The sequence below is a fragment of the Cyanobium sp. Copco_Reservoir_LC18 genome (genome assembly GCF_009834675.1).
GTDB lineage: Bacteria > Cyanobacteriota > Cyanobacteriia > PCC-6307 > Cyanobiaceae > Cyanobium > Cyanobium minutissimum.
Genome location: NZ_ASAC01000010.1, coordinates 209,801 through 235,331, shown reverse-complemented (window position 1 = coordinate 235,331; position 25,531 = coordinate 209,801). Strand labels below are relative to the sequence as shown.

Annotated in this window: 20 protein-coding genes; 13 read left to right on the top strand and 7 right to left on the bottom strand. The window is 69.5% G+C overall.

The window, feature by feature from the left end; translation table 11 throughout:
- Positions 1-897 (top strand): hypothetical protein (locus tag L107_RS05245; RefSeq protein WP_370515383.1); only part of this gene is annotated, 897 nt, incomplete at its 5' end.
- Here the strand turns inward: L107_RS05245 and L107_RS05240 are convergent.
- Positions 876-2,102: an FAD-binding oxidoreductase gene (locus tag L107_RS05240; protein ID WP_159816762.1), complete on the bottom strand. Its 1,227-nt coding sequence runs from the start codon at positions 2,100-2,102 to the stop codon at positions 876-878. The two genes, L107_RS05245 and L107_RS05240, sit on opposite strands and share 22 nt — an antisense overlap.
- Positions 2,103-2,119: 17 nt before the next feature.
- Here L107_RS05240 and L107_RS05235 point away from each other — a divergent pair, with 17 nt between their 5' ends.
- A complete protein-coding gene (locus L107_RS05235) occupies positions 2,120-3,589 on the top strand; it encodes a four-carbon acid sugar kinase family protein (RefSeq protein WP_159816760.1) in 1,470 nt (489 codons plus the stop codon).
- On the opposite strand, the gene L107_RS05230 is transcribed toward L107_RS05235, so the two are convergent.
- From L107_RS05230 to L107_RS05220, 3 genes are read right to left on the bottom strand one after another with little or no spacing between them, the layout of a single operon-like run.
- Positions 3,571-4,944, bottom strand: coding sequence for a (Fe-S)-binding protein (locus L107_RS05230; RefSeq protein ID WP_159816758.1), 1,374 nt, complete (start codon positions 4,942-4,944; stop codon positions 3,571-3,573). The two genes, L107_RS05235 and L107_RS05230, sit on opposite strands and share 19 nt — an antisense overlap.
- A gap of 46 nt (positions 4,945-4,990) precedes the next feature.
- On the bottom strand, positions 4,991-5,959 hold the full coding sequence (locus L107_RS05225; protein ID WP_159816756.1) for an ATP-grasp fold amidoligase family protein: 969 nt from the start codon (positions 5,957-5,959) through the stop codon (positions 4,991-4,993).
- Between the two features lie 38 nt (positions 5,960-5,997).
- On the bottom strand, positions 5,998-7,428 hold the full coding sequence (locus L107_RS05220) for an NADP-dependent isocitrate dehydrogenase (RefSeq protein ID WP_159816754.1): 1,431 nt from the start codon (positions 7,426-7,428) through the stop codon (positions 5,998-6,000).
- Between the two features lie 70 nt (positions 7,429-7,498).
- Here L107_RS05220 and L107_RS05215 point away from each other — a divergent pair, with 70 nt between their 5' ends.
- The 6 genes from L107_RS05215 to L107_RS05190 all read left to right on the top strand — a co-directional run bounded on the left by L107_RS05215 (position 7,499) and on the right by L107_RS05190 (position 15,124).
- A complete protein-coding gene (locus L107_RS05215) occupies positions 7,499-7,951 on the top strand; it encodes a hypothetical protein (protein WP_106221087.1) in 453 nt (150 codons plus the stop codon).
- A 76-nt stretch (positions 7,952-8,027) separates the two neighbouring features.
- A complete protein-coding gene (locus L107_RS05210; RefSeq protein WP_159816752.1) occupies positions 8,028-8,741 on the top strand; it encodes a heme oxygenase (biliverdin-producing) in 714 nt (237 codons plus the stop codon).
- Positions 8,742-8,781: 40 nt separating this feature from the next.
- The gene (locus L107_RS05205) at positions 8,782-9,816 is read left to right on the top strand and encodes a glycosyltransferase (RefSeq protein ID WP_159816750.1); all 1,035 of its coding nucleotides are present in this window, start codon (positions 8,782-8,784) and stop codon (positions 9,814-9,816) included.
- A 141-nt stretch (positions 9,817-9,957) separates the two neighbouring features.
- Entirely contained in the window at positions 9,958-11,715 is a 1,758-nt protein-coding gene (locus L107_RS05200) for an ABC transporter ATP-binding protein (protein ID WP_370515380.1), read from the top strand.
- A gap of 155 nt (positions 11,716-11,870) precedes the next feature.
- Positions 11,871-14,264 (top strand): UvrD-helicase domain-containing protein, encoded by a 2,394-nt coding sequence (locus L107_RS05195; protein WP_159816806.1) that lies wholly within the window; start codon positions 11,871-11,873, stop codon positions 14,262-14,264.
- On the top strand, positions 14,261-15,124 hold the full coding sequence (locus L107_RS05190; RefSeq protein WP_159816746.1) for a glycosyltransferase family 2 protein: 864 nt from the start codon (positions 14,261-14,263) through the stop codon (positions 15,122-15,124). Before L107_RS05195 ends, L107_RS05190 begins: the two co-directional genes overlap by 4 nt.
- Here the strand turns inward: L107_RS05190 and L107_RS05185 are convergent.
- Together L107_RS05185 and L107_RS05180 are read right to left on the bottom strand one after the other, a co-directional pair.
- Positions 15,108-16,022, bottom strand: a complete 915-nt coding sequence (locus tag L107_RS05185) for a glycosyltransferase (protein WP_159816745.1) — start codon at positions 16,020-16,022, stop codon at positions 15,108-15,110. The two genes, L107_RS05190 and L107_RS05185, sit on opposite strands and share 17 nt — an antisense overlap.
- A gap of 100 nt (positions 16,023-16,122) precedes the next feature.
- Complete coding sequence (locus L107_RS05180) at positions 16,123-17,409, bottom strand: rhamnan synthesis F family protein (RefSeq protein ID WP_159816744.1); 1,287 nt, start codon at positions 17,407-17,409, stop codon at positions 16,123-16,125.
- Between the two features lie 191 nt (positions 17,410-17,600).
- On the opposite strand from L107_RS05180, the gene L107_RS05175 reads away from it, so the two are divergent.
- Together L107_RS05175 and L107_RS05170 are read left to right on the top strand one after the other, a co-directional pair.
- Positions 17,601-18,872, top strand: coding sequence for a CCA tRNA nucleotidyltransferase (locus L107_RS05175; protein ID WP_159816743.1), 1,272 nt, complete (start codon positions 17,601-17,603; stop codon positions 18,870-18,872).
- Positions 18,873-18,941: 69 nt separating this feature from the next.
- Positions 18,942-20,906 (top strand): hypothetical protein, encoded by a 1,965-nt coding sequence (locus tag L107_RS05170; RefSeq protein ID WP_159816742.1) that lies wholly within the window; start codon positions 18,942-18,944, stop codon positions 20,904-20,906.
- On the opposite strand, the gene galE is transcribed toward L107_RS05170, so the two are convergent.
- Complete coding sequence (galE, locus tag L107_RS05165; RefSeq protein ID WP_159816741.1) at positions 20,881-22,023, bottom strand: UDP-glucose 4-epimerase GalE; 1,143 nt, start codon at positions 22,021-22,023, stop codon at positions 20,881-20,883. The two genes, L107_RS05170 and galE, sit on opposite strands and share 26 nt — an antisense overlap.
- A 123-nt stretch (positions 22,024-22,146) precedes the next feature.
- On the opposite strand from galE, the gene L107_RS05160 reads away from it, so the two are divergent.
- The 3 genes from L107_RS05160 to L107_RS05150 are packed head-to-tail and all read left to right on the top strand — an operon-like array spanning position 22,147 to position 25,526.
- The gene (locus tag L107_RS05160; protein WP_159816740.1) at positions 22,147-23,559 is read left to right on the top strand and encodes a nucleotide sugar dehydrogenase; all 1,413 of its coding nucleotides are present in this window, start codon (positions 22,147-22,149) and stop codon (positions 23,557-23,559) included.
- Complete coding sequence (locus L107_RS05155; protein ID WP_159816739.1) at positions 23,560-24,501, top strand: UDP-glucuronic acid decarboxylase family protein; 942 nt, start codon at positions 23,560-23,562, stop codon at positions 24,499-24,501.
- Positions 24,498-25,526, top strand: a complete 1,029-nt coding sequence (locus L107_RS05150; protein ID WP_159816738.1) for an NAD-dependent epimerase/dehydratase family protein — start codon at positions 24,498-24,500, stop codon at positions 25,524-25,526. Before L107_RS05155 ends, L107_RS05150 begins: the two co-directional genes overlap by 4 nt.
- The last annotated feature ends 5 nt before the right edge of the window (positions 25,527-25,531 follow it).

The following is a 25,531-nucleotide window of genomic DNA, read 5'->3' as shown; positions in this document are numbered from 1 at the left end:
CCCACCGCCCCCCACGCCATCGCCCCCCACCCCATGACCCTGCAGCCCCCCACCGGGTCCTCCCCCCGCTGGCACTTCACCGATCCGCGCAGCGGCGATGCGCTCACGCTCGCCCCCGAGCGCGGCGGGCTGGTCACCGGCTGGTGCTGCGGTGGAGAGGAGATCCTCTACTTCGACGCGGAGCGCTTCGCTGACCCCGCCAGGTCGGTGCGGGGCGGGATCCCGGTGCTCTTCCCCATCTGCGGCAACCTCCCCGGCGACGAGCTCGTGCTGAGCCAGGGGCGCTTCCCCCTGCCCCAGCACGGCTTCGCCCGGGACCTGCCCTGGTCCATCGCCCGGCTGGCCGACGGCTGCGGCGTGGCCCTGCGCCTCGAGGACGGTCCCCAAAGCCGCCCCCACTTCCCCTTCGCCTTCGCCCTGGAGCTGGAGCTGCGGCTGCAGCCCGCGGCCCTGGCGATCACGGCCCGGATCCGCCACCGGGGCGAGGCCGGCACCGATCCCCTCCCCTTCAGCCTGGGCCTGCACCCATCTCGATCCGTCGCCGATCTCTCCGGCGTCCGGCTCGAAGGCCTGCCGGCGGACTGCTTCGACCACCTCACCATGGCTCCGGCCGTCACCGCCGATCAGCTGTCCCGGCTGGAGCAGGGCATCGATTTCCTCTGCAGCGGCCAGGGCCCGGTGCGGCTGGTGGATCCGGCGGGCGGCCGGGCTGTGACGCTGCACCCCGCGGCGCCGATGGATCTGGTGGTGGTGTGGAGCGATCCGCCCCGGCCGATGCTCTGCCTGGAGCCCTGGAGCGGCCCGCGGGGGGCCCTGAGCACCGGGGAGCGGCGCCTGCTGGTGACCCCCGGGGACTCCCTGGAGCTGGGCTGCCGCTACACCGTCGAGAAGCTCTGAGCGACGCCGGGGAGCCGGCCCGGGGCCAGCTGGCTGGCCGGATCGAAACGGCGCTTGATCGCTTCGATCAGGGGGCGGGAGGGGGCATCCAACCAGGCCGGTAGGCCGGCGTCCGGGGGCTGGCGCAGCACGGTGAGATGGCCTCCGAGTTCGCCGCAGAGGCGACGCAGGGCGCCCACCTGGCTGGACGTCAGGGCAGGCTGGGACCCCGTCGGCTCTGACCAGGCCAGGCCGAGGCCGCTGCCGGCCGCCATGTCCACGGCCAGTCCCGCCAGAGCGGGGGCCTGCATCAGGCTGCCGAGTCGATCGGGGCTGACGCCGAGGCGCAGCAGCCAGGCGGGCGCGGCGGCGGTGGCACCCGGGGATGCGGGGGCCGCAGGGCCGGTGCCCCCCCGGGCCTGGGCCAGCCAGGCGCCGGTGGTGGCGGCGTCCAGCACCCGGGCCGGCAGGCTGCACCGCTCCTGCAGGCAGCGCACCTGCTCCTGAAGGGTGGCGGCATCGACGCTGGCCAGGCCGACCAGCAGCAGGGGCTCCGGGTCCAGCCCGGCGGCGGCGGCGAGGCTGCCGTTCCACCAGTCGATCCGCTCCGGGCTGAGGCTCGAGCCCAGCAGCCAGCGGCTGAGGCCGGCCAGATCATCGGCCCCTCCCTGGAAGCAGACACTGCGGCGCAGGGGCGGCCGGGGCAGGGTGCGCAGGGTCAGCTCGGTGATCAGGCCCAGGGAGCCCCAGCTGCCGGTGAACAGCCGCATCAGGTCGTAGCCGGCCACGTTCTTGACCACCTTGCCGCCGGCCCTGGCCGTCACCCCGTCGGCCCGCATCAGCGCCAGGCCGATCAGCTGGTCGCGCACCCCCAGGTAGCGCTGGCGGTAGCCGCCCGCCAGGCCCCGGGCCACCAGGCCGCCGATGCTGCCGGCGGCGGCGCCCTCCCTGTCCCCCCAGGGGGCATCCACGGACAGCCACTGCCCCTGGTGTCCAAGGGCCTCCTGCACCTCCACCAGTTGTGTGCCGGCGGCCACGGTGATGGTGAAGTCGCCGGGGTTGAACTCCCGCACGCCCCGCAGGGCGGCGCAGCTGACCACCGTGCAAGGGGCCTGGAGGGGCGGGCCCCAGTCGAGCCGGGTGCCCAGGCCCGCCGGCAGCCAGGCCGAACCCTGCCGGTGCAGGTCCCGCACCAGCTCCTGCAGCTCATTGGGCTCAGGTCGCATCACGGCACGATGGTGCCATGGCACAGGCGACCCTCGATCCCAGGGGCGGTCTCAAGATCATCGTCATCGACGACGACCCCACCGGCTCCCAGACCGTGCACGGCTGTCCGTTGCTGCTGCGCTGGGACGCCGAAACGCTGGCGGCCGGCCTGGCCCACCCCTCGCCGCTGCTGTTTCTGCTGGCCAACACCCGTGCCCTGGCGCCGGCGGCGGCGGCGGAGCGGGTGCGGCAGATCTGCCGCGCCCTGGGGCCCGCCCTGGCCCAGGCCATGGCCGACGGCCGCATCGGCGGCTGGATCGTGGTGAGCCGGGGCGATTCCACCCTGCGGGGCCACTTCCCGCTGGAGGTGGAGGTGATCGCCGCCGAGCTCGGCCCCTTCGACGCCACCCTGCTGGTGCCGGCGTTCCTGGAAGGGGGGCGCACCACCGTCGATGGGGTGCATCGGCTCCAGGGCCAGCCCGTGCACGAGAGCCCCTTCGCCCGGGACGGCCTGTTCGCCTACGGCACCAGCCATCTGCCGGACTGGGTGGAGGAGAAGAGCGGCGGCCGCATCCCCGCCACCGCCGTGGACCGCATCGGCTGGCGGGAGCTGGAGGCCGGCGGCCCCGCCCTCATGGCCCACCTGGCCCGCCTGGAGCGGAATGTGTGCGTGGCGGTGGACGGCGCCTCCGAGGGCCAGCTCGCGTCCCTGGCCGCCGCGGTGCGCTCCCTGATCGCCGGATCCCCGGGGGAGGAGGGCCCCGCCAACGGCCGAGGCGATGGCCCCGGCGCTGGGCGTCCCCGTCGCTTCCTGTTCCAGAGCGCCGCCAGCCTGATCCAGGCCCTGGCGTCGCTGCCGCCCCAGCCGCTGGCGCCGGCGGCCCTGGCCGCCCTGCGCCGCCGAGGCGACGACGGCCCCCTCCCGGGGCTGGTGCTGGTGGGCTCCCACGTGCCCCTGGCCGACCGGCAGCTGGAGCGGCTGCTGGCGGAACCGGACTGCGTCGGGGTGGAACTGGAGGTGGCCAAGGTCCAGCGGTTGCTGGAGGGCCCGGAACCCGCCCTGCTGCTGGCCTCCCTGGAGCAGGCCTGGGGGCGGCGCCTGGCGGAGGTGCTGGCAGGGGGCCGCACGCCGGTGCTCTACACCAGCCGTGGCGAGGCCCGCTGCCGCCATGCCGGCGAGCGCCGGGCGCTGGGCCTGGCCCTGGCGGGGGTGATGGCCCGGCTGGCTTCCGCCGTGGCTCCCGCCCTGGGCTATCTGATCAGCAAGGGGGGCATCACCACCCACACCCTGCTGGCCGAGGGGCTGGATCTGGAGCAGGTGGAGCTCCAGGGCCAGCTGCTGCCGGGCCTGTCGCTGGTGCTGGCTGCCACCGACGGCGCCACCGAGCCAGCCCCTGAGGCCAGGAAGGAGCCCCTGCCCGTGCTCACCTTCCCCGGCAACCTCGGCGACCCGGGCACCCTGTGGGAGGCCTGGCACTGGATGGACACTCAGGCCGGACCGGCGTAGCTGCGATCGAGCAGTTCGATCGGATGGACCACCGGCAGCGGTCGCGGTTGCGCCCCCATCGCCTGGCGGATCTGCAGCGTGCAGCCGATGTTGGCGCTCACGGCCAGCTGGGCGCCCGTGCCGCTCAGATCGGCGGCCTTGATCCGCCCCAGTTCGGCGGCCTCCTCCGGCTGCACCAGGTTGTAGATGCCGGCACTGCCGCAGCAGACGCCGGCTTCGGTGGCCTCGCGGATCCGCACATGGGGAATCCGGCCCAGCAGGCGCCGGGGCTGGGCCGCAAGGCCCTGGCCGTGGAGCTGGTGGCAGGCATCGTGATAGGCCAGTTGCACGGGGCGCTCGGCGCTGGCGGAGGTGCCGTCCTCGTGGAGCAGGGGCCGCAGACCCGCCTGGAAGCCCTCGCTGAGCCCGACCTCGTCGAGGAATTCCTGCAGATCAGCCACCTTCCCCAGCACGGGATGGCGGGTGCCGAGGATCTGGTCGTAGGCCTTGAGGGTGTGACCGCAGCCCGAGGCGGCCACCAGCAGGGCATCGAGGGGTTCGGGGCCCGCCGGGCGCCCCGGGCCGATCACCGCCTCGAAGCTGGCCATCAGGGCCGCCGCCAGCTCCCGGGTCTGGTCCAGTTCCCCCTGGTGGTGGGTCATGGCACCGCAGCAGCCCTGGTCGGGGGGGATCACCACCTCGATGCCGTTGGCGGCCAGCACCCGCACGGCGGCGGCGTTCACCCCCGGCTCGAAGACCCGCTGCACGCAGCCGAGCACCAGCCCCACGCGGCGGCGGCGGGGCCCCACCGCCGGCACCAGCACCGGCCAGTCGTCACGGAAGGACTGGGCGGGCAGGGGCGGCAGCAGGGTCTCCATCGCCGCGATCTGCGGCCCGAACAGGCGGGTGAGGCCGCTGCGGCGCGCCAGGGCCTGCAGGGGCGTGCCGGCGTAGGCCCGCAGGGGAGCCAGCAGGGCCCGCAGCCGCCCGGGGTAGGGGAGCAGGGTGAACAGCAGGCGCCGGAAGGCGCGTTGGCCGGGGCTGCGCAGCTCGGGTGCGTTCAGCCGCGGCCGCATGGTCTCGATCAGCTCGTCGTAGCGCACGCCGGCCGGACAGGCGGTGACGCAGGCGAAGCAGCCCAGGCAGGTGTCGAAATGCTTCGCCACCGTGGCATCCAGCGCCAGCTCCCCGGCGTCGATGGCCTTGAGGGCATGGATGCGTCCCCGGGGTGAGTCCATCTCGGTGGCCAGCACCCGGTAACTGGCGCAGGTGGGCAGGCAGAAGCCGCAGTGGACGCAGGGGTCGGCGGCGATGAAGCCGGCCCCGGGGGCCCCGGCAGCCGGGGACCCGCTGGTCGCGATGGACGGAAGGCTCATGCCGGACATTCTGATCGCTTGTCCGGCCCCCCAAGCTGTCGGGCACTCACTCCCAGAAGGCGCCGAACCAGGCATCCCACTGCCGCGGCATTCGCAGCCAGATCCCTGCTCCCGGGTAGGGCGTCAGTTCCCCCACCACAACGCCATTGTCAGTGAAGTAACCGTCAACCCGCAGGAAGGATGTGGCCGAGGAGAGTTCCCTTGCCTTGTGGAGAAAGGGCTCCAGCTGATGCTGGTAGGTGGCCGCAAGCTCTGGACAATGGTCGTGTTGGGGCCTGATCAGAGGGAGCAACTGCAACCCCTCATCGAGAAAGCATTCCTTGGTGCGGAGCAACTCTGGCGGGCTTACACGAATGACTGCGCGGGAATAGCTTGGGCGGTACAGGCGGATCCCCCTGACTTGGCCCCGGAAAGAGAACGCACTGACTTCGGTGCACTGTCCGCCAGCGCAACAAAGGAGCTCTTCGGCTACCAGCCGGCGGGGAAGGTTCCGGTAGCCCCACTCCTGAAATCGGTCGGCGTAGTCAGTCTTCAGCCATGTTCGGGCCTGTTCAATTACCACGCCGTTAAGGGGTGTGGATGCGACGTTTACCAGCTGATACCAACCACTGCCGTGACTGGCCTTGAGCATCCAGCGGTCCGGCAGGGGAAGAGTCCCCAGGGTCTCCACGCTATCTGTAACTGCCAAAGTAAGTGGAGTGCTGCCCGGCCCGATTCGAGCCTCAATCCACTTCTTGGCGGCGACCTTGTCGCAGAAGGTGCGCAGGAGAGGATCGCGATCGTAGAACATCCGATGAAGGATCTGCTCGCTAAGAAACCGTGGAGCCCGAAGATCCGGCGCTGCACCATTGATCTGTCTATAGAGGTTCGTCAACTGCACCCGTTTCGGGAGGAATTTGATCCCCCTTGCAGCGGCAAGAGATTTCAGTCTCAACAAAGACGTCATCCCGTCGCTATGCGCCACAGAGGACATGACGGCGTCCTTGTGCCGTTGGGGGCCCACCAGGCTTTTCATTGGCCCATCTTCAGATGATCCGTCCCGGCCCTCTGCCTTCACCCTCCGAAGTGGCGCACCACGGCTTCGGCGAAGCCGGAGCAGCTGACGGCCTCGGAGCGGGGTTCCATCAGCCGGGCGAGGTCGTAGGTGACCTCCCTGTTGGCGATCGCGGCGCTGATCCCGGCGGTGATCAGGTCGGCGGCTTCCTGCCAGCCCATGTACTCGAGCATCATCACGCCGGAGAGGATCACCGATCCGGGGTTGATGCGGTCGAGGCCGGCGTGCTTGGGGGCGGTGCCGTGGGTAGCCTCGAAGATCGCCGCGTTGTCGCCGATGTTGGCCCCGGGCGCCATGCCAAGGCCGCCCACCACCGCCGCCGCCGCGTCGGAGATGTAGTCGCCGTTGAGGTTGAGGGTGCAGAGCACCGAATACTCCTGGGGCCGGGTCTGGATCTGCTGGAAGATGCTGTCGGCGATGCGGTCGTCGACCATCACCATCGACTTCCACTTGCCGTCGCCGTGGCTGGCGCCGATGGCGTCGAGCACGGAGGCCACCTCCGCGTCGACGGCGGCCTTCTTCTCGGGGGTGAGGCTGTCGTAGCCAGGTTCGATCAGGCGGGCGTTGTCCTCGATGCTGAGGCCGGGCTTCTCCTCCAGGTTCCCCAGGATCCAGCTCTCCCGTTCGGTGATGCACTGGTCGCGGAACTCGGTGGTGGCCAGCTCGTAGCCCCAGTCGCGGAAGGCCCCCTCGGTGAACTTCATGATGTTGCCCTTGTGCACCAGGGTCACGTGGCGCTTGGCGCCCTCCAGCCCCAGGGCGTGCTGGATCGCCTTGCGCACATGGCGCTGGGTGCCCGCCTTGCTCACCGGCTTGATGCCGATGCCGGCCCCTTCCGGGATGCGGCGCTTGCCGAGCTTGCCGTTGGCCGGAATCACCGTGTCATTGAGGTGGGCGATCAGCTCCACGCACACCGGATCGGTGGCTTCCCACTCGATCCCCATGTAGATGTCCTCGGTGTTCTCCCGGTAGACCACCACATCCAGGTCCTGGGGCCGCTTGTGGGGGCTGGGGGTGCCGTCGTAGTAGCGGCAGGGCCGCACGCAGCAGTAGAGGTCGAAGATCTGGCGCAGGGCCACGTTCAGCGAGCGGATGCCGCCGCCGATCGGGGTGGTGAGGGGGCCCTTGATGGCCACGCCGTACTGCTCGATCGCCGTGAGGGTGTCCTGGGGCAGGTACTGGTAGGTGCCGTAGAGCTCGCAGGCCTCGTCGCCGGCATACACCTTGAACCACTCGATGCGGCGCTCGCCGCCGTAGGCCTTGGCCACGGCCGCGTCCAGCACCCGCTGGGTGGCGGGCCAGATGTCCACGCCGGTGCCGTCGCCGCGGATGAAGGGGATGATCGGGTCGTTGGGAACGATCGGCTGGCCGCCCTCGAATCGGATCGCCGTGCCGCGGGCTGGGACGGTGAGCTTCTCGTATGTGGCCATTGAGTCGGCACGGAACGCGCCGATGAGCCTAGGTTTCGGGGACATTGGCTTTCTGCTCAGGGGAAACGGCATGAATGCGGCCGACCAGGCCCGATCGGTGGAACTGGCCGCCGCGATCGCCGCGGTGGTGGGGCACTTCCGCCTGCATTTCCCCGCCGCCCGGGCCAACCTCACCCCCTGGCGCGACGATCCCCTCACCCGGGCCTTCGATGAGCGGGAGACGCTCGATCTCTCCTTCCACTTCCCCGGCTGGAGTCCCCGTCTGCAGTGTCGCTCCCTGCTGGTGCAGCTGCGCCTGGAGCGGGCGCCGGTCGGGTCCGGCGAACGGCCCCGGCTGCTCGGCGTGCTGATCCGCGGCCTCACCTACGAATCGGAGCGCTGGCGCCTGGCCACGGTGGGGGACTGGCAGCCCTCGGGTTCCCATCTCCCCAGCGAGGAGGTGGTCGGCGTGCTGCAGCAGGTGTGCCGCGAGCTGTTCGATCTCTTCGGCGATGTGTCGGCCGGCGGCAGCCGGGCCGCGTAATCCTTCGCAACCTTGCCGCGCCCTCCCGCAGGCCCCACCTACGTTTGTACGTCTGCCCGCGCAGCCTCCCGATCCCATGCCCGTCGCCCTTGCTTCCCAACTCCGTGAGGGAACGAAGAAAGCCCACACCATGGCCGAGAACACCGGCTTCGTGAGCTGTTTCCTCAAGGGGGTCGTTGACAAGGCCAGCTATCGCACCCTGGTGGCCGACCTGTGGTTCGTCTACAGCGCCATGGAGGAGGAGATCGGCAAGCTGGCCGACCATCCGGTGGTCGGTCCGATCGCCTCCCCCGAGCTCAACCGCCGCGAGTCCCTCGAGGCCGATCTCACCTTCTATTTCGGCGGTGACTGGCGCCAGCAGATCCGCGCCACCCCCGGGGCCCAGGAGTATGTGGCCCGCATGCACCAGGTGGCGCGGGAGTGCCCCGAGCTGCTGGTCGGCCACCACTACACGCGCTACATCGGCGACCTTTCCGGAGGCCAGATCCTCAAGAACATCGCCCAGAAGGCGATGAACCTGGGGGAGCATGATGGCCTGCGCTTCTACGAATTCGACGCCATCGACGACGAGAAGGCCTTCAAGGCCAACTACCGCGCCACCCTCGACAGCCTGCCCATCGACCAGGCCATGGCCGACCGGATTGTGGCGGAGGCCAATGAGGCCTTCCACTGCAACATGAAGATGTTCCAGGAGCTGGAAGGCAATCTGGTGGCGGCGATCGGCAAGGTGCTGTTCGGCTTCCTCACCCGTCGCACCCGCACCGGCAGCACCGAGGCCGTGCCCGCCTAGGTTTGCCAGGCCGGCGGCGGCCGCCGCCCCCTCGAACCGCGTGCGCCCGATCCGCTTCCTGCTTCCCGGCACCACCGGCCGCTTCCGCGGTGGTGGCCTGCTGGTGGAACTGCAGACCGCCCGGCTGACCTCCCAGCTGACCCCCACCGAGGTGGTCACCTACCGGAACCGTGAGCCCGACCACCCGTTCCTGGCTGACCTGCTGGCCCGGGAGCCGGCGCCCGGGGACGCCCTCTGGATCGTCAGCTGGGGCTTTGATGTGCCCCGCCTGATGCGGCAGCTGCGGGGACGGCCCGTGGCCTACCACGCCCACAGCAGCGGCTACGGGTTTTCGCTGCCGCCCGGGGTGCCGGTGCTGGCGGTCAGCCGCAACACCCTCGGCTACTGGGGCGACCGGGCCCCCCGCCATCCCCTGTTCCTGGTGCCGAATGCCCTCCAGCCCCAGTGGCTGGAGCGGGGCAATCGGGCGGCCCCCGCGGGCGTCGGCCGCCCCATCGATGTGCTCGTGCAGCAGCGCAAGAACAGCCGTTTTGTCCTGGAGCGGCTGGTGCCGGCCCTGCGCCGGCGGGGGCTGCGGGTGGAGGTGCAGAGCGGCTGGGTGGATGACCTGGTGGACCTGTTCAACAGCGCGGCCGTCGTGCTTTACGACTCCGCCGACTACTGGCGAGGCCGGGGGGTGAGCGAGGGTTTCGGCCTGCCGCCGCTGGAGGCGATGGCCTGCGGCTGCGTGGTGTTCAGCAGCCTCAACCACGCCCTGGCCGACAGCCTTGATCCGGGGGTGGTGGGCCACCAGATCGGCTGCGGCAGCCTGGAGAACGACCTGGAGCGGATCCAGGCGGCGGTGGCCGACCCGCTGGCCTGGCTGCCGCCGCCGGGCCGCCTCGCCAGCCTGCTGGAGGCCTGCAGCGAGCCGGTGCTGCAGGAACGCTGGCATTCGGCCCTGGAGTCCATCGACGCCCACTGGACCCACCTGCTGCGGGGAGGGGCGTCGCCGCTGCGCTCGCCCCCCCTGCTTGCCCTGCGGATCGACCAGTGGCGGCGCCGATTTTCGGCCATGTGGCGATCACTGAACTGACTGGCTGGCGTGGCGGCGGCCCTTCTGGCCGCACGGGTACGATTTCCGCAAAAGTCTGACCAGATGTTTCGCAAAAGCCAAACCTTCAAGAGTTTGGTGCGACTTCTGGCCCAATTGCCGCGTCGCCGCAAGCGGGCGCTGATGCGTCTCATCCCGCTGGCGATTCTCGCCGGGGTGGCCGATCTGGTGGTGGTGGCCCTGGTGGCCCGTCTGTTCACGGTCGTCGTCGGCGGAGAGAACCGCCCCTCCATCCCCTGGGAAGGCCTGGTACCGGAAGATCCCCGGGTCAAGGTGGTGGTGCTGGTGGTGGCCTTCGTGGCGGCCGCCTGGTTTTCCTCGCTCTCCAAGCTGCTGCTGCGGGCGTTTCAGCTGCGGCTCAAGGCGTCGATCTGGCGCGATCTATCGGATATGGCGCAGCGCAAGTTGATCGCCCAGCCCTATGTCTACTTTCTGGGCGAATCGAAGTCAGATATCTCCTCCATGGTTCTCATCAACGTGTCGCGCGTCGCCGACATCGTCGTGCTGCCCCTGCTGCAGCTCGCCAGCGGTGTGTTCGTGATCGCCCTGCTCTCCGCCGGGATGCTGATCGTCGGCAAGCTGATGGCCGTTGTGCTGATCGTGGGCCTACTGGGCGGCTATCTGCTCATCTCCACCGCCATCACCCCCTTCCTGCGCTTTGCCGCCCGTCAGCGGATCCTGCTGGAGGTGCGCACCAACACGATCCTTTCGGAATCGATGCGCGCGATTCTCGATGTGCAGCTCACCGGCTCGGAGCCCTACTTCGAGCGCCATTACCAACAGGCCGGCCGTGAAACCATCCCCTTCATCTGGAAGGCCGATGTCCTGCCCGAGACCCCACGCGCCCTGATCGAGCCGCTGGGGATCACGATGATCTTCGCGGCCGGGATGCTGCCCCTGCTTTCGAATCCGGACCCTGGGGCCCTGCTGAAGATCATTCCGTTCCTGGCCACGGTGGCGGTCACCTCCCTCAAGCTCACCCCTCCCTTGCAGGACAGCTTCCGGGCTATCACCTCCCTGAGGGCCGGTCTGCCTGACCTGGAGGAGACCCTCAAGCTGATCGAACTGCCCGAGACCCGACTCACCATCCGCTCCGAAGGGGTGCCGTCGCCCGATGGGGTCATGCCCAAGCGGGTGATCCGGCTCAAGAACGTCAGCTACCGGTATCCGGGCGCCGACGTGAACGTGCTGCACGACATCTCGATGTCGATTCCAGTCGGCTCGCGTGTCGCCTTCGTGGGTGCCACCGGCAGCGGCAAGACCACCACGGCCAATCAGCTGCTCTGCCTGCTGCGGCCCACCAGCGGTACCTTGCAGCTCGACGGCATCGATGTGGATGAGGCCGATGTGCCGGCCTGGCAGGCCAACTGCGCCTATGTACCCCAGTCGATCAATCTGCTCAACGGCAACATCATCGAGAACATCGCCTTCGCCGAGGAGGTTGACGCAGTGGACCAGATGCGTGTCTGGGAGGCCCTCCAGGCCGCCCAGCTCGCTGATATCGTCGCCGAACTTCCCCTAGGCCTGTTCACCCCTATCGGCGACAACGGCATCCGGTTGTCGGGCGGCCAGCGACAGCGGCTGGCCCTGGCGCGGGCCTTCTACCGCGATGCCAAGTTCCTGGTGCTGGATGAGGCCACCAGCGCCCTCGATAACCGCACCGAATCGGAGGTGATGGATGCCATCGAGGTGATCGGGCGCCGCTGCACCCTGGTGGTGATCGCTCACCGGCTCTCCACCGTGATGCGTTCGGATTGCATCTTCGAATTCGAGGCGGGGCGCATCAAGGCCTATGGGAGCTTCGAGCAACTGCGGCAGCGATCCGATACCTTCGACGACCTCGCCTCGTTCGAACGTCGTCTTTCCAGCCCCCTTGGGTGATGCTGTTGTTCTGGTTTTTTGGGTTCGATCACAAAGATAACTGTCGCCATAATCTCGCCGTTTCCAGTTGCTGACCAACCCGTATCTAGGTTGATCGACGCGCCCGTCGGGAAGGGGCTGCTAGGGTCAAATTTCAATGTTCCATGCCGGAGCCTGTGAGTTTTCTGGCCGGTCTGAACGAGGCCCAGCGGCGGGCGGTCGATCACCACACCGGCCCGCTGCTGGTGGTGGCCGGGGCCGGCAGCGGCAAGACCCGGGCCCTGACCCACCGGATCGCCCATCTGATCGGCCACCACGGCGTCGATCCGGCCCAGGTGCTGGCGGTCACCTTCACCAACAAGGCCGCCCGGGAGATGAAGGAGCGGCTGGAGGTGCTGCTGGCCCAGCGGCTGGCCCAGAGCCAGTTCGGCCAGCCCTGGAGCACCCTGCCGGCCCGGGAGCAGAAGCAGCTGCGCAGCCGCATCTACCGGGAGGTGATCAAGGACCTCTGGATCGGCACCTTCCACGCCCTGTTCGCCCGGCTGCTCCGCTTCGACATCGACAAGTTCCGCGACCCCGAGGGGCTCACCTGGACGCGCCAGTTCTCCATCTACGACGAGAGCGACGCCCAGAGCCTGGTCAAGGAGATCGTCACCCAGGAGATGCAGCTCGACCCCAAGCGTTTCGAGCCCAAGAAGGTGCGCTGGGCGATCAGCAGCGCCAAGAACCAGGGCTGGCTGCCGGAGCGGCTCGAGGAGGAGCACCCCGGCCCCCGCGGCAAGCATGAGGCCGAGGCCTACCGCCGCTACCGGCGCGCCCTGGCCGCCAACAACGCCCTCGACTTCGACGACCTGCTGCTGATGCCGGTGCAGCTGTTGCAGCAGAACGAGCAGATCCGCCACTACTGGCACCGCCGCTTCCGCCATGTGCTGGTGGACGAGTACCAGGACACCAACCGCACCCAGTACGACCTCATCAAGCTGCTGGTGGCCAACGGCCATCCCCCCGAAACCTTCGACGACTGGGAGGGGCGCTCGGTGTTCGTGGTAGGCGACGCCGACCAGAGCATCTACAGCTTCCGGGCCGCCGACTTCACGATCCTGATGGGGTTCCAGCGAGAGTTCGGCGACGGCTCCCTCGACGGGGACACCGGCACGATGGTGAAGCTGGAGGAGAACTACCGCTCCACCGCCACGATCCTGGAGGCGGCCAACGCCCTGATCGCCAACAACAGCGAGCGCATCGACAAGGTGCTGCGGCCCACCCGCGGCGAGGGGGAGCCCATCAGCCTCACCCGCTGCGACGACGAGATCGCCGAGGCCGAGGCGGTGGTGCACCGGATGCGGATGCTGGAGGCGGCCCACCCGGAGCTGCGCTGGGGCGACATGGCCGTGCTGTACCGCACCAACGCCCAGTCCCGCGCCATGGAGGAGTCGCTGGTGCGCTGGGGCCTTCCCTACATCGTGGTGGGGGGCCTGCGCTTCTACGACCGGCGCGAGATCAAGGATGTGCTCGCCTACCTGCGCCTGCTGGTGAATCCGGCCGACACCGTCAGCCTGCTGCGGGTGCTGAACGTGCCCCGGCGGGGCATCGGCAAGACCACCATCGAGCGGCTCACCGATGCGGCCAACCAGCTGGGGCTGCCCCTGTGGGAGGTGGTCAGCGATCCGGAGGCGGTGCGCTCCCTGGCCGGCCGCTCCGCCCGGGGGGTGCTGCAGTTCCAGGAGCTGATCACCGACCTCGGCCGCCGCCTCCAGGACGCTCCCCCCTCCGAGCTGGTGCAGCGGGTGATGGAGCAGAGCGGCTACCTGGCCGAACTGCTGGCCGAGGCCACCGACGAATCGGAGGAGCGGCGCCGCAACCTGCAGGAGTTGGTCAACGCCGCCCTCCAGTACCAGGAGGAGAACGAGGAGGGCTCCCTGGAGGGCTTCCTGGCCTCCGCCGCCCTGGCCAGCGACGCCGACAGCAAGGACACCGAGGCCGACCGGGTCACCCTGATGACCCTGCACGCCAGCAAGGGGCTGGAGTTTCCGGTGGTCTTCCTGGTGGGGCTGGAGCAGGGCCTGTTCCCCAGCTACCGCTCCCTGGAGGACCCCGCCGCCCTCGAGGAGGAGCGCCGCCTCTGCTACGTGGGCATCACCCGGGCCAAGGAACGGCTCTTCCTCTCCCTTGCCAGTGAGCGGCGGCTCTGGGGCGGCATGCGGGAGCCGGCGGTGCCCTCGGTGTTCCTCTCCGAGCTGCCCGAGGCCCTGTTGCAGGGCGACATCCCCCGCAGCGGCGGCGCGGCCCTGCGGCGGGAGCAACGGCTGGAGCGGCTCACCCGGGTGGATCGGGACGACAGCCAGCGGGTCGCGGCCGGTGGATCGGCCGGCATTCCCGCCAATGCGGTGCGCCGCCGCGGTGCCCCCCGCACCTGGGCCGTGGGGGATCGGGTGCGGCACAGCAGCTTCGGTGAGGGCCAGGTCACCCACCTGTTCGGCAGCGGCGACAAGACCTCCATCGCCGTGAAGTTCGAGGGCATGGGGCCGAAGATCCTCGACCCGCGCCTGGCTCCGATCGAGCCGGCATGACCCTGCCGCTGGTCACCGCCGTGGTGCCCACCCGCAACCGCCGCCAGACCACCCTGCGCTTCCTGGCCGCCATGGCCGGCCAGACCTACGGCGCCCTGCGGGTGGTGGTGGTGGATGCCGACTCCAGCGACGGCACCGTGGCGGCGATCCGCCGGCAGCATCCTCAGGTGACGGTGGTGGCGGCCGGCGAAGGGGATTTCTGGGCCGGTGCCACCAACCGCGGCGTGCGGCGGGCCCTGGCGGCCGGCACCGACTACGTGCTCACCATCAACGACGATGCCGTCGTCCCGTCCGATTACGTGGAGCGGATGGTGGCCCTGGCCCAGCGCCACGGCTGCGGCATCCTCGGCAGCCGCATCGACCTGCTGGCCGAGCCCGGGCGCATCTGGGCCCTGGGCACCCGCACCGACTGGGGCACGGACCGCTTCCTGCGCCTGTCCCACCACGACGAGCTGGCCAGCCAGCTGGATCCGGCGCTGGCGGCCGCCGAGGTGCTCCCCGCCGAGGCGATGCCGGGCAACGGTGTGCTGATCCGCCGGGAGGTCTTTGGCCGTGTCGGCCTCTACGACGCCCGCTGGCTGCCCCACTACCACGCCGATTCCGAGTGGGTGATGCGGGCGGTCCGCTGCGGCATCGAGGCCCGGGTGACCCCGGGGGTCGTGGTCCTCAACGACTTCGGCGACGAGCAGAAACGCCTGCCCCTGGGCAGCCTGCGGGGTCTGCTGTTCACCTTCTTCCACCCCAAGTCCCACCTCTACCTGCCGGCGGTGGCGGCCATCCTCTGGCGCCACTGTCCGCCGGCCCAGCGCTGGCCCACCCTGCGGGCCCTGGTGGGCCGCTTCCTCAGGATGAAACGGTGAAGGAGGTGCGCGGGTGGGGCGGCTCCGGCCGGCGCAGGAGCCGCCGCCAGCACCAGCGCAGGTAATCCCCCAGCCCCCACCAGCGGCCTTTGGCCCGTTCGGGGTCCGAGAGGCAGAAGCTCAGGGGGCGGACGGCGTAATAGATCAGGTTCAGCAGCACGGCCAGCGGCGTGGCGTGGCGGTGCAGGAGGTAGAGCTTGCTGAAGGTGGCGTGCTGGTACTTGGCCCGGGGGGCCCGCTGGGTGATGGCGGACACCTGATGCTCCACCAGCACCGCCTGGGTGACCCGCAGCCGGTAGCCCAGCCGATGGTGGCGCTCGCAGATGTCGGCGTCCTCGTAATCGAGGAAGTAACGGGGGTCGAACTGGGGGCACTCCCGCAGCACCCCCAGCTGGAAGACCATGCTGCAGCCGGAGATCCAGCGGGTGGGCCAGGTGCGCACCGGCAGGGGGCGGCGGTCGTCGCCGGGGAAGCGATGGCCCAGCTGGCCGCTCCAGCGGTTGAAGCTGCCGTGGCTGAACCAGACGTCCCCCTGCGGATCCCGGATCCGGGTGCCCAGCATGGCGATCTGATCGTCGTCGCGCAGGCACTGCCGGACGTAGGCGATCGCACCGGCATCGAGGCGGGCATCGGGGTTGATCAGCCAGGCCACCGCCTGCCGGTCGGTCTGCCACACGTGGGCGAGCCCCAGGTTGCAGCCGCTGCCGAAGCCGAGATTGCCACCGGCTTCGATGAGGGTCACCGGCAGGGTCAGGCTGCTGGCGTCGATCCAATGCCGCAGGCTCCGGTCGGATGGGGAGTTGTTGACGACGACAAAGTGCAGGGATCCAGGGTGCTCCGCGCTGGCGCTGATCGCCTCAATCAGGCCACGGATGTAATCCCCACAGTGGTAATTCACCGTGATGAAGTGAATGGGGAGTCGGGCTTCTGAAGGCCTTTCCATCAACGGAGAACAGCGACGCTGCGACCGGAGTGGGTGTCACGCATCGGTGAATGAGTCACTCATAGGTTGAGGGGTAGACAAACGTTCCGGTGATCCCTTTGATGGCCGCTTCGCGCAGGCGATTGTTGTAGCTCAGCGGCACGCCTCTGCGGTACATGAGATCCCTGAACTCTTCAACATAAGGTTCGACATCCCCGGTGAAGACGGACTGCTTCACTGCCTCCCTGAACAGGCTGATTGCCTGGGCCATGGTGTAGCTTCCGGCGGTACAGAGGTCGTGCTTGACGAAGGGGCAGTGAAGATAGAAGGGGTAAAGAAAAGCAGCAATATGGCTGGGATTGCCGTTCTCGATCAGATCTGCGATGCTGTAGAGCTGGGCGCCCGTGAGTTTCTCATGTTGATTGCTCTGCAACATCAGCTGCTGCAGGGAGTAGCCGATCTTGCGCCGCTGGGAGGTGCGGGCAGGCGATGGCATCAGCCGAAAGACTTCTTCTGCAGGGACCCCACCTTCTCTGCTGAAATAGCTTTCGAGGGCCTCCTGGAGCTTGTCGCTTGTGTAGAGCGTATCGACGGCTGTAAACTGCCTGTACACCTGCTGGGACAAGGCAATCTCTCCGTTGTAGATGCAATGTCCTCGGTGGGAGAGTGGCTTGTACTTCTTCCAGAACTGTAGAAAGGGCCTGGAACGGAAGACGTCGGGCTTGAGAACCTGGAAATAGGATTGGTAGTGGGTCTGGATCTGATGACTGATGTGGCTGAACAGGGCCTGCTTCTCTGAGGTCACAAAGGCGTGCAGGGCGGTAATGAGTGCCTGGGCGTTGCGGCCCGGGATGAACTGCATCGAGTCATTGGCGATGCACAGAACCTTGCAGCGATCGAGATGGCCTTCGTTGTGCAGCAGTAGAATCCCATCCCGGAAGCCACCGAAGTCCCTGCCGATGTTGTGGTGGTCGTAAGCACGCCAGCAGAGGGTCTGGAGGGAGGCCGCCGCGTCCGGGTCCGTGTGCTCATTATTGATGTAGACCACCGCGAACCCCGCTTCATTCAGGGCTTCGAGATAGGCCCGGTTGGAGAGAGTCAGACGTCTGGAGTACGCAATGAAGAGTGCGATGCGCTCGGGCGTGTCCGCGACACCTGCGTAGGCGCGGTTCGCGATGATGTCTGTCCCCGGATCAAGGGAGAGTGGTTGGAAGCGCCGTTCCGGCGGACAGCGGAGGCCGTAGGGGCCCAGCCAGTAATCAATCACGGCCTGGACATAGTCCGTGAGGATGAAGATCTTGATCTTGATCTTTTTCCAAAGACCCAGGGGGGCTTTGAGGACCTTCTTGAAGCTGTCAGTCATTCCGTGCGACTCTGGCGGCTTGGGTCTGCTTCCACGGGCTCCGACTCAGGTAGGGCGCCCCACGCGTGGGCTTCAGTCATGGAAGGTCAGCGCTCAAACGTCACCATGATTCTTCTATCGCCATCAAGCGCGATGTCGATCGTCCGAGTGTACCCTGCGCTCTCTGGACAGCGCTCCATGGGCCTGCCTTGATGACGGTCACCGCGATCGATCCCGGGGACCTCTCGCTGCCGCCCCGCCTGCTGGCCGCTTTCCATGGGTCGGCGGATTGCGCCGCGCTGGCCGTCGTAGGCGGTGCCGTGCGGGACCTCCTGCTGCATCGGGTGCATCGCGATCCGCTTCGGGGCCTGCCGGACATCGACCTGGTGGTGGAGCTGGCCCCGGGGGCCGATCCGGCCGATCCGCGCCCGGCGGCCCATCGCCTGGCCGAAACCCTGCTGGCGGATGTCCCGGCCGCGGCGGTGGGTTTCTGCCAGTTTCACCAGGCCTTCGGCACCGTCGAGCTGGAGCTGGACGGGATCCTGCTCGACCTGGCCAGTGCCCGCCGCGAGACCTACCCGGCCCCCGGGGAGAACCCCGTGGTGATCGACGGCTCCCTGGAGGAGGATCTCGCCCGCCGCGACTTCAGCATCAACGCGATGGCCCTGGTGTTCGCCAGCTCCGGGCCCGGCCTGTCCCTGCTCGATCCCCATGGCGGCTGGTCCGACCTGGGCCGGCGGCAGCTGCGCCTGCTCCACCCCAGGAGTGTGGAGGACGACCCCACCCGGATCGTGCGGGCCGCCCGCTATGCCGCCCGGCTGGGGTTCTGCCTGGCCCCGGCCAGCCTGGAGCAGCTCCGCGCCACCCTGGCGCGCTGGCCCTGGGGGGAGGCGAGCCGTGGCGCCGGCAGCGGACGGGTGCCGCCCGCCCTGGGCACGCGGCTGCGGATGGAGCTGGAGCTGTTGCTGGAGCGGGAACCGTGGGAGGCGGCGCTGGGCTGTCTGCAGGCGTGGGGTGCCCTGGTGCTGGTGGATCCGGCGCTGCAGCACGACAGGGGCTGGCGCCGCCGCCTGCGCTGGGCCCGGCGCTGCGGCCTCCCTCCCCTGGCGGCCCTGCTGGCCGGCAGCGCGTCAGCGGTGACCGTGGCGGCACGGCTGCAGCTCCCCCACGGGCAGCAGCGGCTGCTGGCCCAGCTGGCCCAGCTGCGTCAGGGCTGGCAGGCCCTGGAGGCGGCCCCCGCCACGGCCGAGGCCTGGACCCGCTTCCTGGAGCGGCCCGGCTGGTCCGCCGAGGCCGTGGCCCTGGCGCTGGTGAGCGGGGCCCTGCCGCGGCGGCCCCTGCTGCGCTGGTGGTGCCGCTGGCGCCATCTCCCCTCCCCGGTGTCGGCGGGCGAGCTGATCGCCGCCGGCCTGCGGCCGGGACCGGCCCTGGGGGAGCGCCTGCGGGAGTTGCGGGGGGAGCGGCTGCGGGACGAGCGCCCCTGAGCCGTCGCCGCAACGGGCGATTCCGGCAGGTCTCTTAGGGTCACGGAGCAGCGGCTTCCCCTGCGCCGAATGGCAGCGCTGACCCAACCCTTTCTGCCGCTGCTGCTGGCTGTCGCCGCACCGCTGCTGTGGGGATGGCGCTGGCGCCGGCCCAGCTGGCAGATGCTGCTGCTGGGGGTGGGCTCCTGGGCCGCCATCGGCTGGCTGTCCCTGCTGCCGGCGGGGCCCACGCTGCGCCAGGCCTATGGGCTGCTGGTCGTGATCGACCTTCTTGTGGTGGCGGCGGCCGTGGGGCTCCGGCCGCAGCGCTGGCATCAGCGGCTGGCCGACCCGGCCCTGGGGCGGCCGTTGCTGGCGGTGCTGGCCCCCTCGCTGGTGTGTGCGATCGCCCTGGCCCTGCGCGGGGTGGTGCTGGAGTTTCCCTCCGATGGCTTCGTCTACTACACGACCTATTTCGGCAGCGACCTGCTCGACACGGTGCGCCTCGACCCGGTGCGCTACCGCTCGCCGGCCAACTGGTTCTTCACCGCGGCCAGCTACCTGTTCGGCTTCCCCGACGCTCTCGCCCCCTGGCGGGCCAGCCTGCTGGCGGCGCTGAACACCTTCCTGGTGCTGGTCGCCAGTTGCCAGCTCAGCCTGCGCCTCACCGGCCGGGTGGCCCTCTGCTGGCTCACGGCCCTGCTGTTCCTGCTGGGCATGGGGCACCAGAACTTCTCCTTCTTCCACCAGATCGCTCTCAACGGCACCCTCCCCGGACTGGCCCTGCTGCTGGCCGCCGCCACGCCGCTGCTGGGGCTTCTGCAGCGGCCGTGCTGGCCCGGTGCCCGCCCGCTGGGCGCGGCGACGGCGCTGCTGCTGGGGGCGGCTTACCTGGCCTATCACGCTCACGGCGTGACCGCCTTCCTGACGGTCAACCTGCTGATCGTCGCCACGGCCGCCAGTCTGGTGGTGTGGCCGTCCCAGCGGCGCCTGGCCGCCGCCGCCGCCGGAGCTGGACTGCTGCTTGCGGCCCTCCAGCGCCTGCCCTGGCACCCGAGGCTCGAATCCTTCTACGCCTGGCCGGAGACGATGCGCTTCGTCCACGACTACCGGCTTCTGGGCCACCGTTTCTTCTACTTCTGGCCGAGCCTGCCGGTGGCCACCTGGGAGCCCGTGTTTCTGGCGGCGCTGGGGCTGTCCCTGGCCTGTGCCGTGGTCTGGAGGGGCCGGCGTCCCGTCCCCGGCGCGGTGCTGGCCCTGGCGCTGCTGCCGCCGCTGGTGCTGCTGGAGTGGTGGGCCCCCTTCATCAGCGATCTGGTCTTCAAGCTGATCGAGCCGGACAGCGCCTATCGGCTGGTGTGGACCAGCTTGTTCTGGATCTGCATCCCGGCGATGGCCCAGACCCTTGACCCCGGCGGGCGCCGGGACAGCTCCATGAGGTGGTCCGTGGAGCGAGGGATCCTGATGGCGATGCTGGCCGGACTGATCACCGTGCTGGCGGTCCCGATCGGGTTGCGGGGCCGATCGAATGCGTTCGTCTCCAAGCTGCCCCACCTGCTCACCTCCCCGGAGGAGGTGTGGCCGGCGGATGGCGCCACAATCGAGCCGATCCTCGGGTCCCTGCGGGAGCTGTGTGGGCGGGAACCGCGGCTGCAGGGCCGGACCCTGCTGAGCGATCCCTACGTCGGCGCGGTGCTGGGCACGCGTCAGTGCCTTGCCCCTGTGGCCGGCCGGGACATCAACCATCTCGGCGCGTCCTCGGTGGAGACGGGCCAGTATCCGGGGCTGCGTCCCGCGATCGGGTCGCCTGCCGCTCTGCGGGCCTGGCTCGATGAACGGCGGGTGGATGTGGTGGTGCTGCGCGATGCCTACCCGCCCTACGAGAGCCGGATCGCCCGGGCCAGCAACCATTGGCAGCCGGATCTGATCAGCCGCTACGGCGATCTCTCCATCAACCGTCTTTCCACGGCTCAGCTCGCCCGGGTGGGATTCCTGCTGGTGCGGCACGAGCACGGGATGAGGGTGTACCTCAGGACACCCCCTGCGCCTCGATGAGGGCTAGGCCGGGCTGGCGATCGCTGCCGCGGTAGCCCCCCGGATTGGCGCTCTGCCAGACCCAGCCATCGCGGCAGATGTCCGCCAGGGAGCGCTTGGTCTGCCAGCCCATGCGCCGCGCCGCCTCGCGGGGATCGGCGACGCTGATGGCGGAATCCCCCGACCGGCGTTCCACCACCGAATAGGGCAGGGTCAGGTCGTTGGTGGCCTCGAAGCTGCGCACAAGATCGAGCACCGAGTGGCCGCGACCGCTGCCGAGATTGAGGGTGAGCAGCTGGGGTGGCTCCGCCTGGAGCACTTCAAGGGCCCGGCCGTGGCCCTCGGCCAGATCCATCACGTGCAGATAGTCGCGGACGCCCGTGCCGTCGGGGGTGGGCCAGTCGCCGCCGAACACCTCCAGCCGCTGGCGGCGCCCGGCCGCCACCTGGCAGAGAAAGGGAAACAGATTGTTGGGGGGGCCGGAGGGGTCCTCACCGATGCGCCCGCTGGGGTGGGCGCCCACCGGATTGAAGTAACGCAGCAGGGCGATGCGCCAGCCGGGGGTGCTGGCGGCCACATCGGCCAGCATCCGCTCCACCGCGGCCTTGGTGTAGCCGTAGGGATTGATCGGCTGCAGCGGGGCCGTCTCGGGGATCGGCACCCGGTCGGTGAGGCCGTAAAGGGTGGCGCTGCTGCTGAAGACGAGCGTCTGACAGCCGTGGCGGTCCATGGCCTCCAGCAGCCGGACCGCCCCGACGACGTTCACGTCCCAGTAGCGCAGCGGCTGGCCCATCGATTCCCCCACCGCCTTGAGGCCGGCGAAGTGGAGCACGGCGGCGATGCCGCCGGCGCCCATCGCTTCCCCCTCCCCGAAGGCCCGGTCGAGGTCAAGGGGGCAGCGCACATCCCCCTTCAGCAGGGTGAACCGGGCCGGGCCCCCGTCCCCTGCGGCCCAGCGCTCCGGGGACAGCTGCCGCCAGCCCCCCAGCCCGGCCAGCTCGCTCACGCGGCGCAGGGCTTCGGGACTGCCGTTGCTGAAGTCGTCGATCACCACCACCCGGTGACCGGCCTCCAGCAGCGTCAGACAGGTGTGACTGCCGATGAATCCGGCTCCTCCCGTCAGCAGCACCGTGGTCAAGGACCGGCCCCCGTCAGGCTCTCGGCCACAACTTACCCGTCCTTAACCTCCGGCACCGCCATTGCCTGGCCACGGCCAAAGCCAGGCGATGGCGGTAATGTCCCCGCAGCACTGCCATCCCCCATGGACCCGGCCCAACCGCCGATTCGCACCATCTGTTGCATCGGAGCGGGCTATGTGGGGGGGCCGACGATGGCCGTCATCGCCGACCGTTGTCCCGGGATTCAGGTCACGGTGGTCGACCTCAATGCCGAGCGGATCGCGGCCTGGAACGACCCGGATCTGAGCCGTCTGCCGGTGTATGAACCCGGACTGGATGCGGTGGTGGGCCGGGCCAGGGGGCGCAACCTCCACTTCACCACCGAGGTGGATAAGGCCATCGCCTCCGCCGACATGGTGTTTCTCTCGGTGAACACCCCCACCAAGACCAAGGGCGTGGGGGCCGGCCAGGCCAGTGATCTGCGCTGGATCGAGGCTTCGGCCCGCCAGGTGGCCGCCTCCGCCCGGGGCCACACGATCGTGGTGGAGAAGAGCACCCTGCCGGTCCGCACCGCCGAGACGGTGAAGGCGATCCTGGGGGCCGCCCAGCAGAACCGCCCGGAGGGCGATCGCCGGCAAGCCAAGACCTTCGCCGTGCTCTCCAATCCCGAGTTCCTCGCCGAGGGCACGGCGATCGCCGACCTCGAGGCCCCCGATCGGGTGCTGATCGGCGGAGAGGACCCTGCGGCGATCGAATCCCTGGCCGGGATCTACGGCACCTGGGTGCCCCAGGAACGGATCCTGCGCACCAACCTCTGGAGCAGTGAGCTCTCCAAGCTCACCGCCAACGCCTATCTGGCCCAGCGGATCTCCTCGATCAACAGCATCGCCGCCCTGTGTGAGGCCACCGGGGCCGACGTGCGCGAGGTGGGCCGCGCCATCGGCACCGATTCCAGGATCGGCGCCAAGTTCCTGCAGGCCGGACCCGGCTTCGGCGGCAGCTGCTTCCAGAAGGACATCCTCAACCTGGTGTACCTGTGCCGTCACTACGGGCTGGAAGAGGTGGCGGGCTACTGGGAGCAGGTGGTGACCCTCAACACCTGGCAGCAGGACCGCATCGCCCGGCTGGTGGTCCAGCGCCTGTTCGGCACCGTCACCGGCAAGCGGCTGGCGGTGCTGGGCTTCGCCTTCAAGGCGGACACCAACGACACCCGCGAGGCCCCCGCCATCCGCATCTGCCAGGACCTGATCGAGGAGGGGGCCCGCCTGGTGATCGTGGATCCCAAGGTGTCAGCCGCCCAGATCGCCGAGGACCTCGGCCAGCCCGCCTCGCCGGCCGACGGCGGCTGGCAGACGGCGGCATCGCCGCTGGAGGCGGCCGCCGGCGCCGATGCCGTGCTGATCCTCACCGAATGGCGTGACTACGCCCGGCTCGACTGGGGCGCGATCGCGGCGGTGATGCGCCGTCCGGCCTGGCTGTTCGACGCCAGGGCCATCGCCGATGCCGCGGCCGCCCGGGCGGCGGGTCTTAACGTCTGGCGGGTGGGTGAGGGCTGAGTGACGCGGCGCAATCTGATCACGGGCGGGGCCGGCTTCCTCGGATCCCATCTCGTCGACCGGCTGATGGAGGCCGGGGAGGAGGTGATCTGCCTCGACAACTTCTACACCGGCCGCAAGGACAACATCCGCCACTGGCTGGGCCACGCCAACTTCGAGCTGATCCGCCACGACGTCACCGAGCCGATCCGCCTGGAGATCGACCGCATCTGGCATCTCGCCTGCCCGGCCTCGCCGGTGCACTACCAGTCGAATCCGATCAAGACCGCCAAGACCAGCTTCCTCGGCACCTACAACATGCTCGGGCTGGCGCGACGCGTCGGCGCCCGGCTGCTGCTGGCCAGCACCAGTGAGGTCTACGGGGATCCGGAGGTCCATCCCCAGCCCGAGAGCTACCGGGGCTGCGTCAACACCATCGGCATCCGCTCCTGCTACGACGAAGGCAAGCGGATCGCCGAGACGCTCTGCTTCGACTACCAGCGCATGCACGGCACCGAGATCCGTGTCATGCGGATCTTCAACACCTACGGCCCCCGCATGCTTCCTGACGACGGCCGGGTGGTGAGCAATTTCATCGTTCAGGCCCTGCAGGGTCTGCCCCTCACCCTCTACGGCGACGGCAGCCAGACCCGCTCCTTCTGCTATGTGGATGACCTGATCGAGGGCATGATCCGGCTGATGAACGGGGATCACACCGGCCCGATCAACATCGGCAACCCCGGCGAGTTCACCATCCGCCAGCTGGCCGAGAAGGTCCGGGACCGGATTCAGCCCTCCCTGGAACTCACCACCCAGCCCCTGCCCCAGGACGACCCTCTGCAGCGTCAGCCGGTGATCGACCTGGCCCGCGAGCTGCTCGGCTGGGAGCCGAAGGTGAGCCTGGAGGAGGGGCTGGGGCCCACCATCGCCTACTTCCGCGAACGGATGCAGGCGGTCCGTTGACGGCGAAGGGGCCGATCCTGGTCACCGGGGTCGCCGGCTTCATCGGGGCCGCGGCGGCCGAGCGGTTGCTGGCCCGGGGCGAACGGGTGGTGGGGCTCGACAATCTCAACGCGTACTACGACCCGGCCCTGAAGCGGGCCCGGCTGGAGCGGCTGGAGGCCCTGGCTCCGGCCGGAGCCTTTGATTTCCATCGCCTGGATCTGGTGGAGGCCGAAGCGGTGGCGGCCCTGTTCGCCGCCGAGCGCCCCACCCGGGTGCTGCATCTGGCCGCCCAGGCCGGGGTGCGGCACTCGATCGACAATCCGGCGCTCTACATCCAGAGCAATCTGGTGGGGTTCGGCACGGTGCTCGAAGGCTGCCGCCATGGGGGTGTCGAGCATCTGGTGTATGCCTCCAGCAGCTCGATCTACGGGGGCAACCGCCACACGCCCTTCCGCGAGCAGGACCCGGTGAACCATCCGGTGAGCCTGTACGCGGCCACCAAGAAGGCCAATGAGCTGATGGCCCACACCTACAGCCATCTCTACGGCCTGCCGGCCACCGGTCTGCGCTTCTTCACCGTCTACGGCCCCTGGGGTCGGCCCGACATGGCGCCGATGCTGTTCGCCCGGGCGATTCTGGCCGGGGAACCCATCCGGGTGTTCAACCAGGGCCGCATGGAGCGGGATTTCACCTACATCGACGACATCGTCGAGGGGGTGATCCGCTGCCTCGACAAACCCGCCACGGCGGATCCGGCCTTCGATCCGCTGCACCCCGATCCGGCCACGGCCGCGGCACCCCACCGGGTCTTCAACATCGGCAACGCCCAACCCGTGCCCCTGCTGCGGTTCATCGAACTGCTCGAGCAGGCCCTCGGCCGTCCGGCGATCCGGGATCTGCAGCCCATGCAGCCCGGGGACGTGCCGGCCACCGCCGCCGACACCACCGCCCTGGAGTCCTGGGTGGGGTTCCGCCCCTCCACGGCGATCGAGTCCGGGATCGGTTCCTTCGCGGCCTGGTACCGCGCCTTCCACGGCGTCTGAGCCGA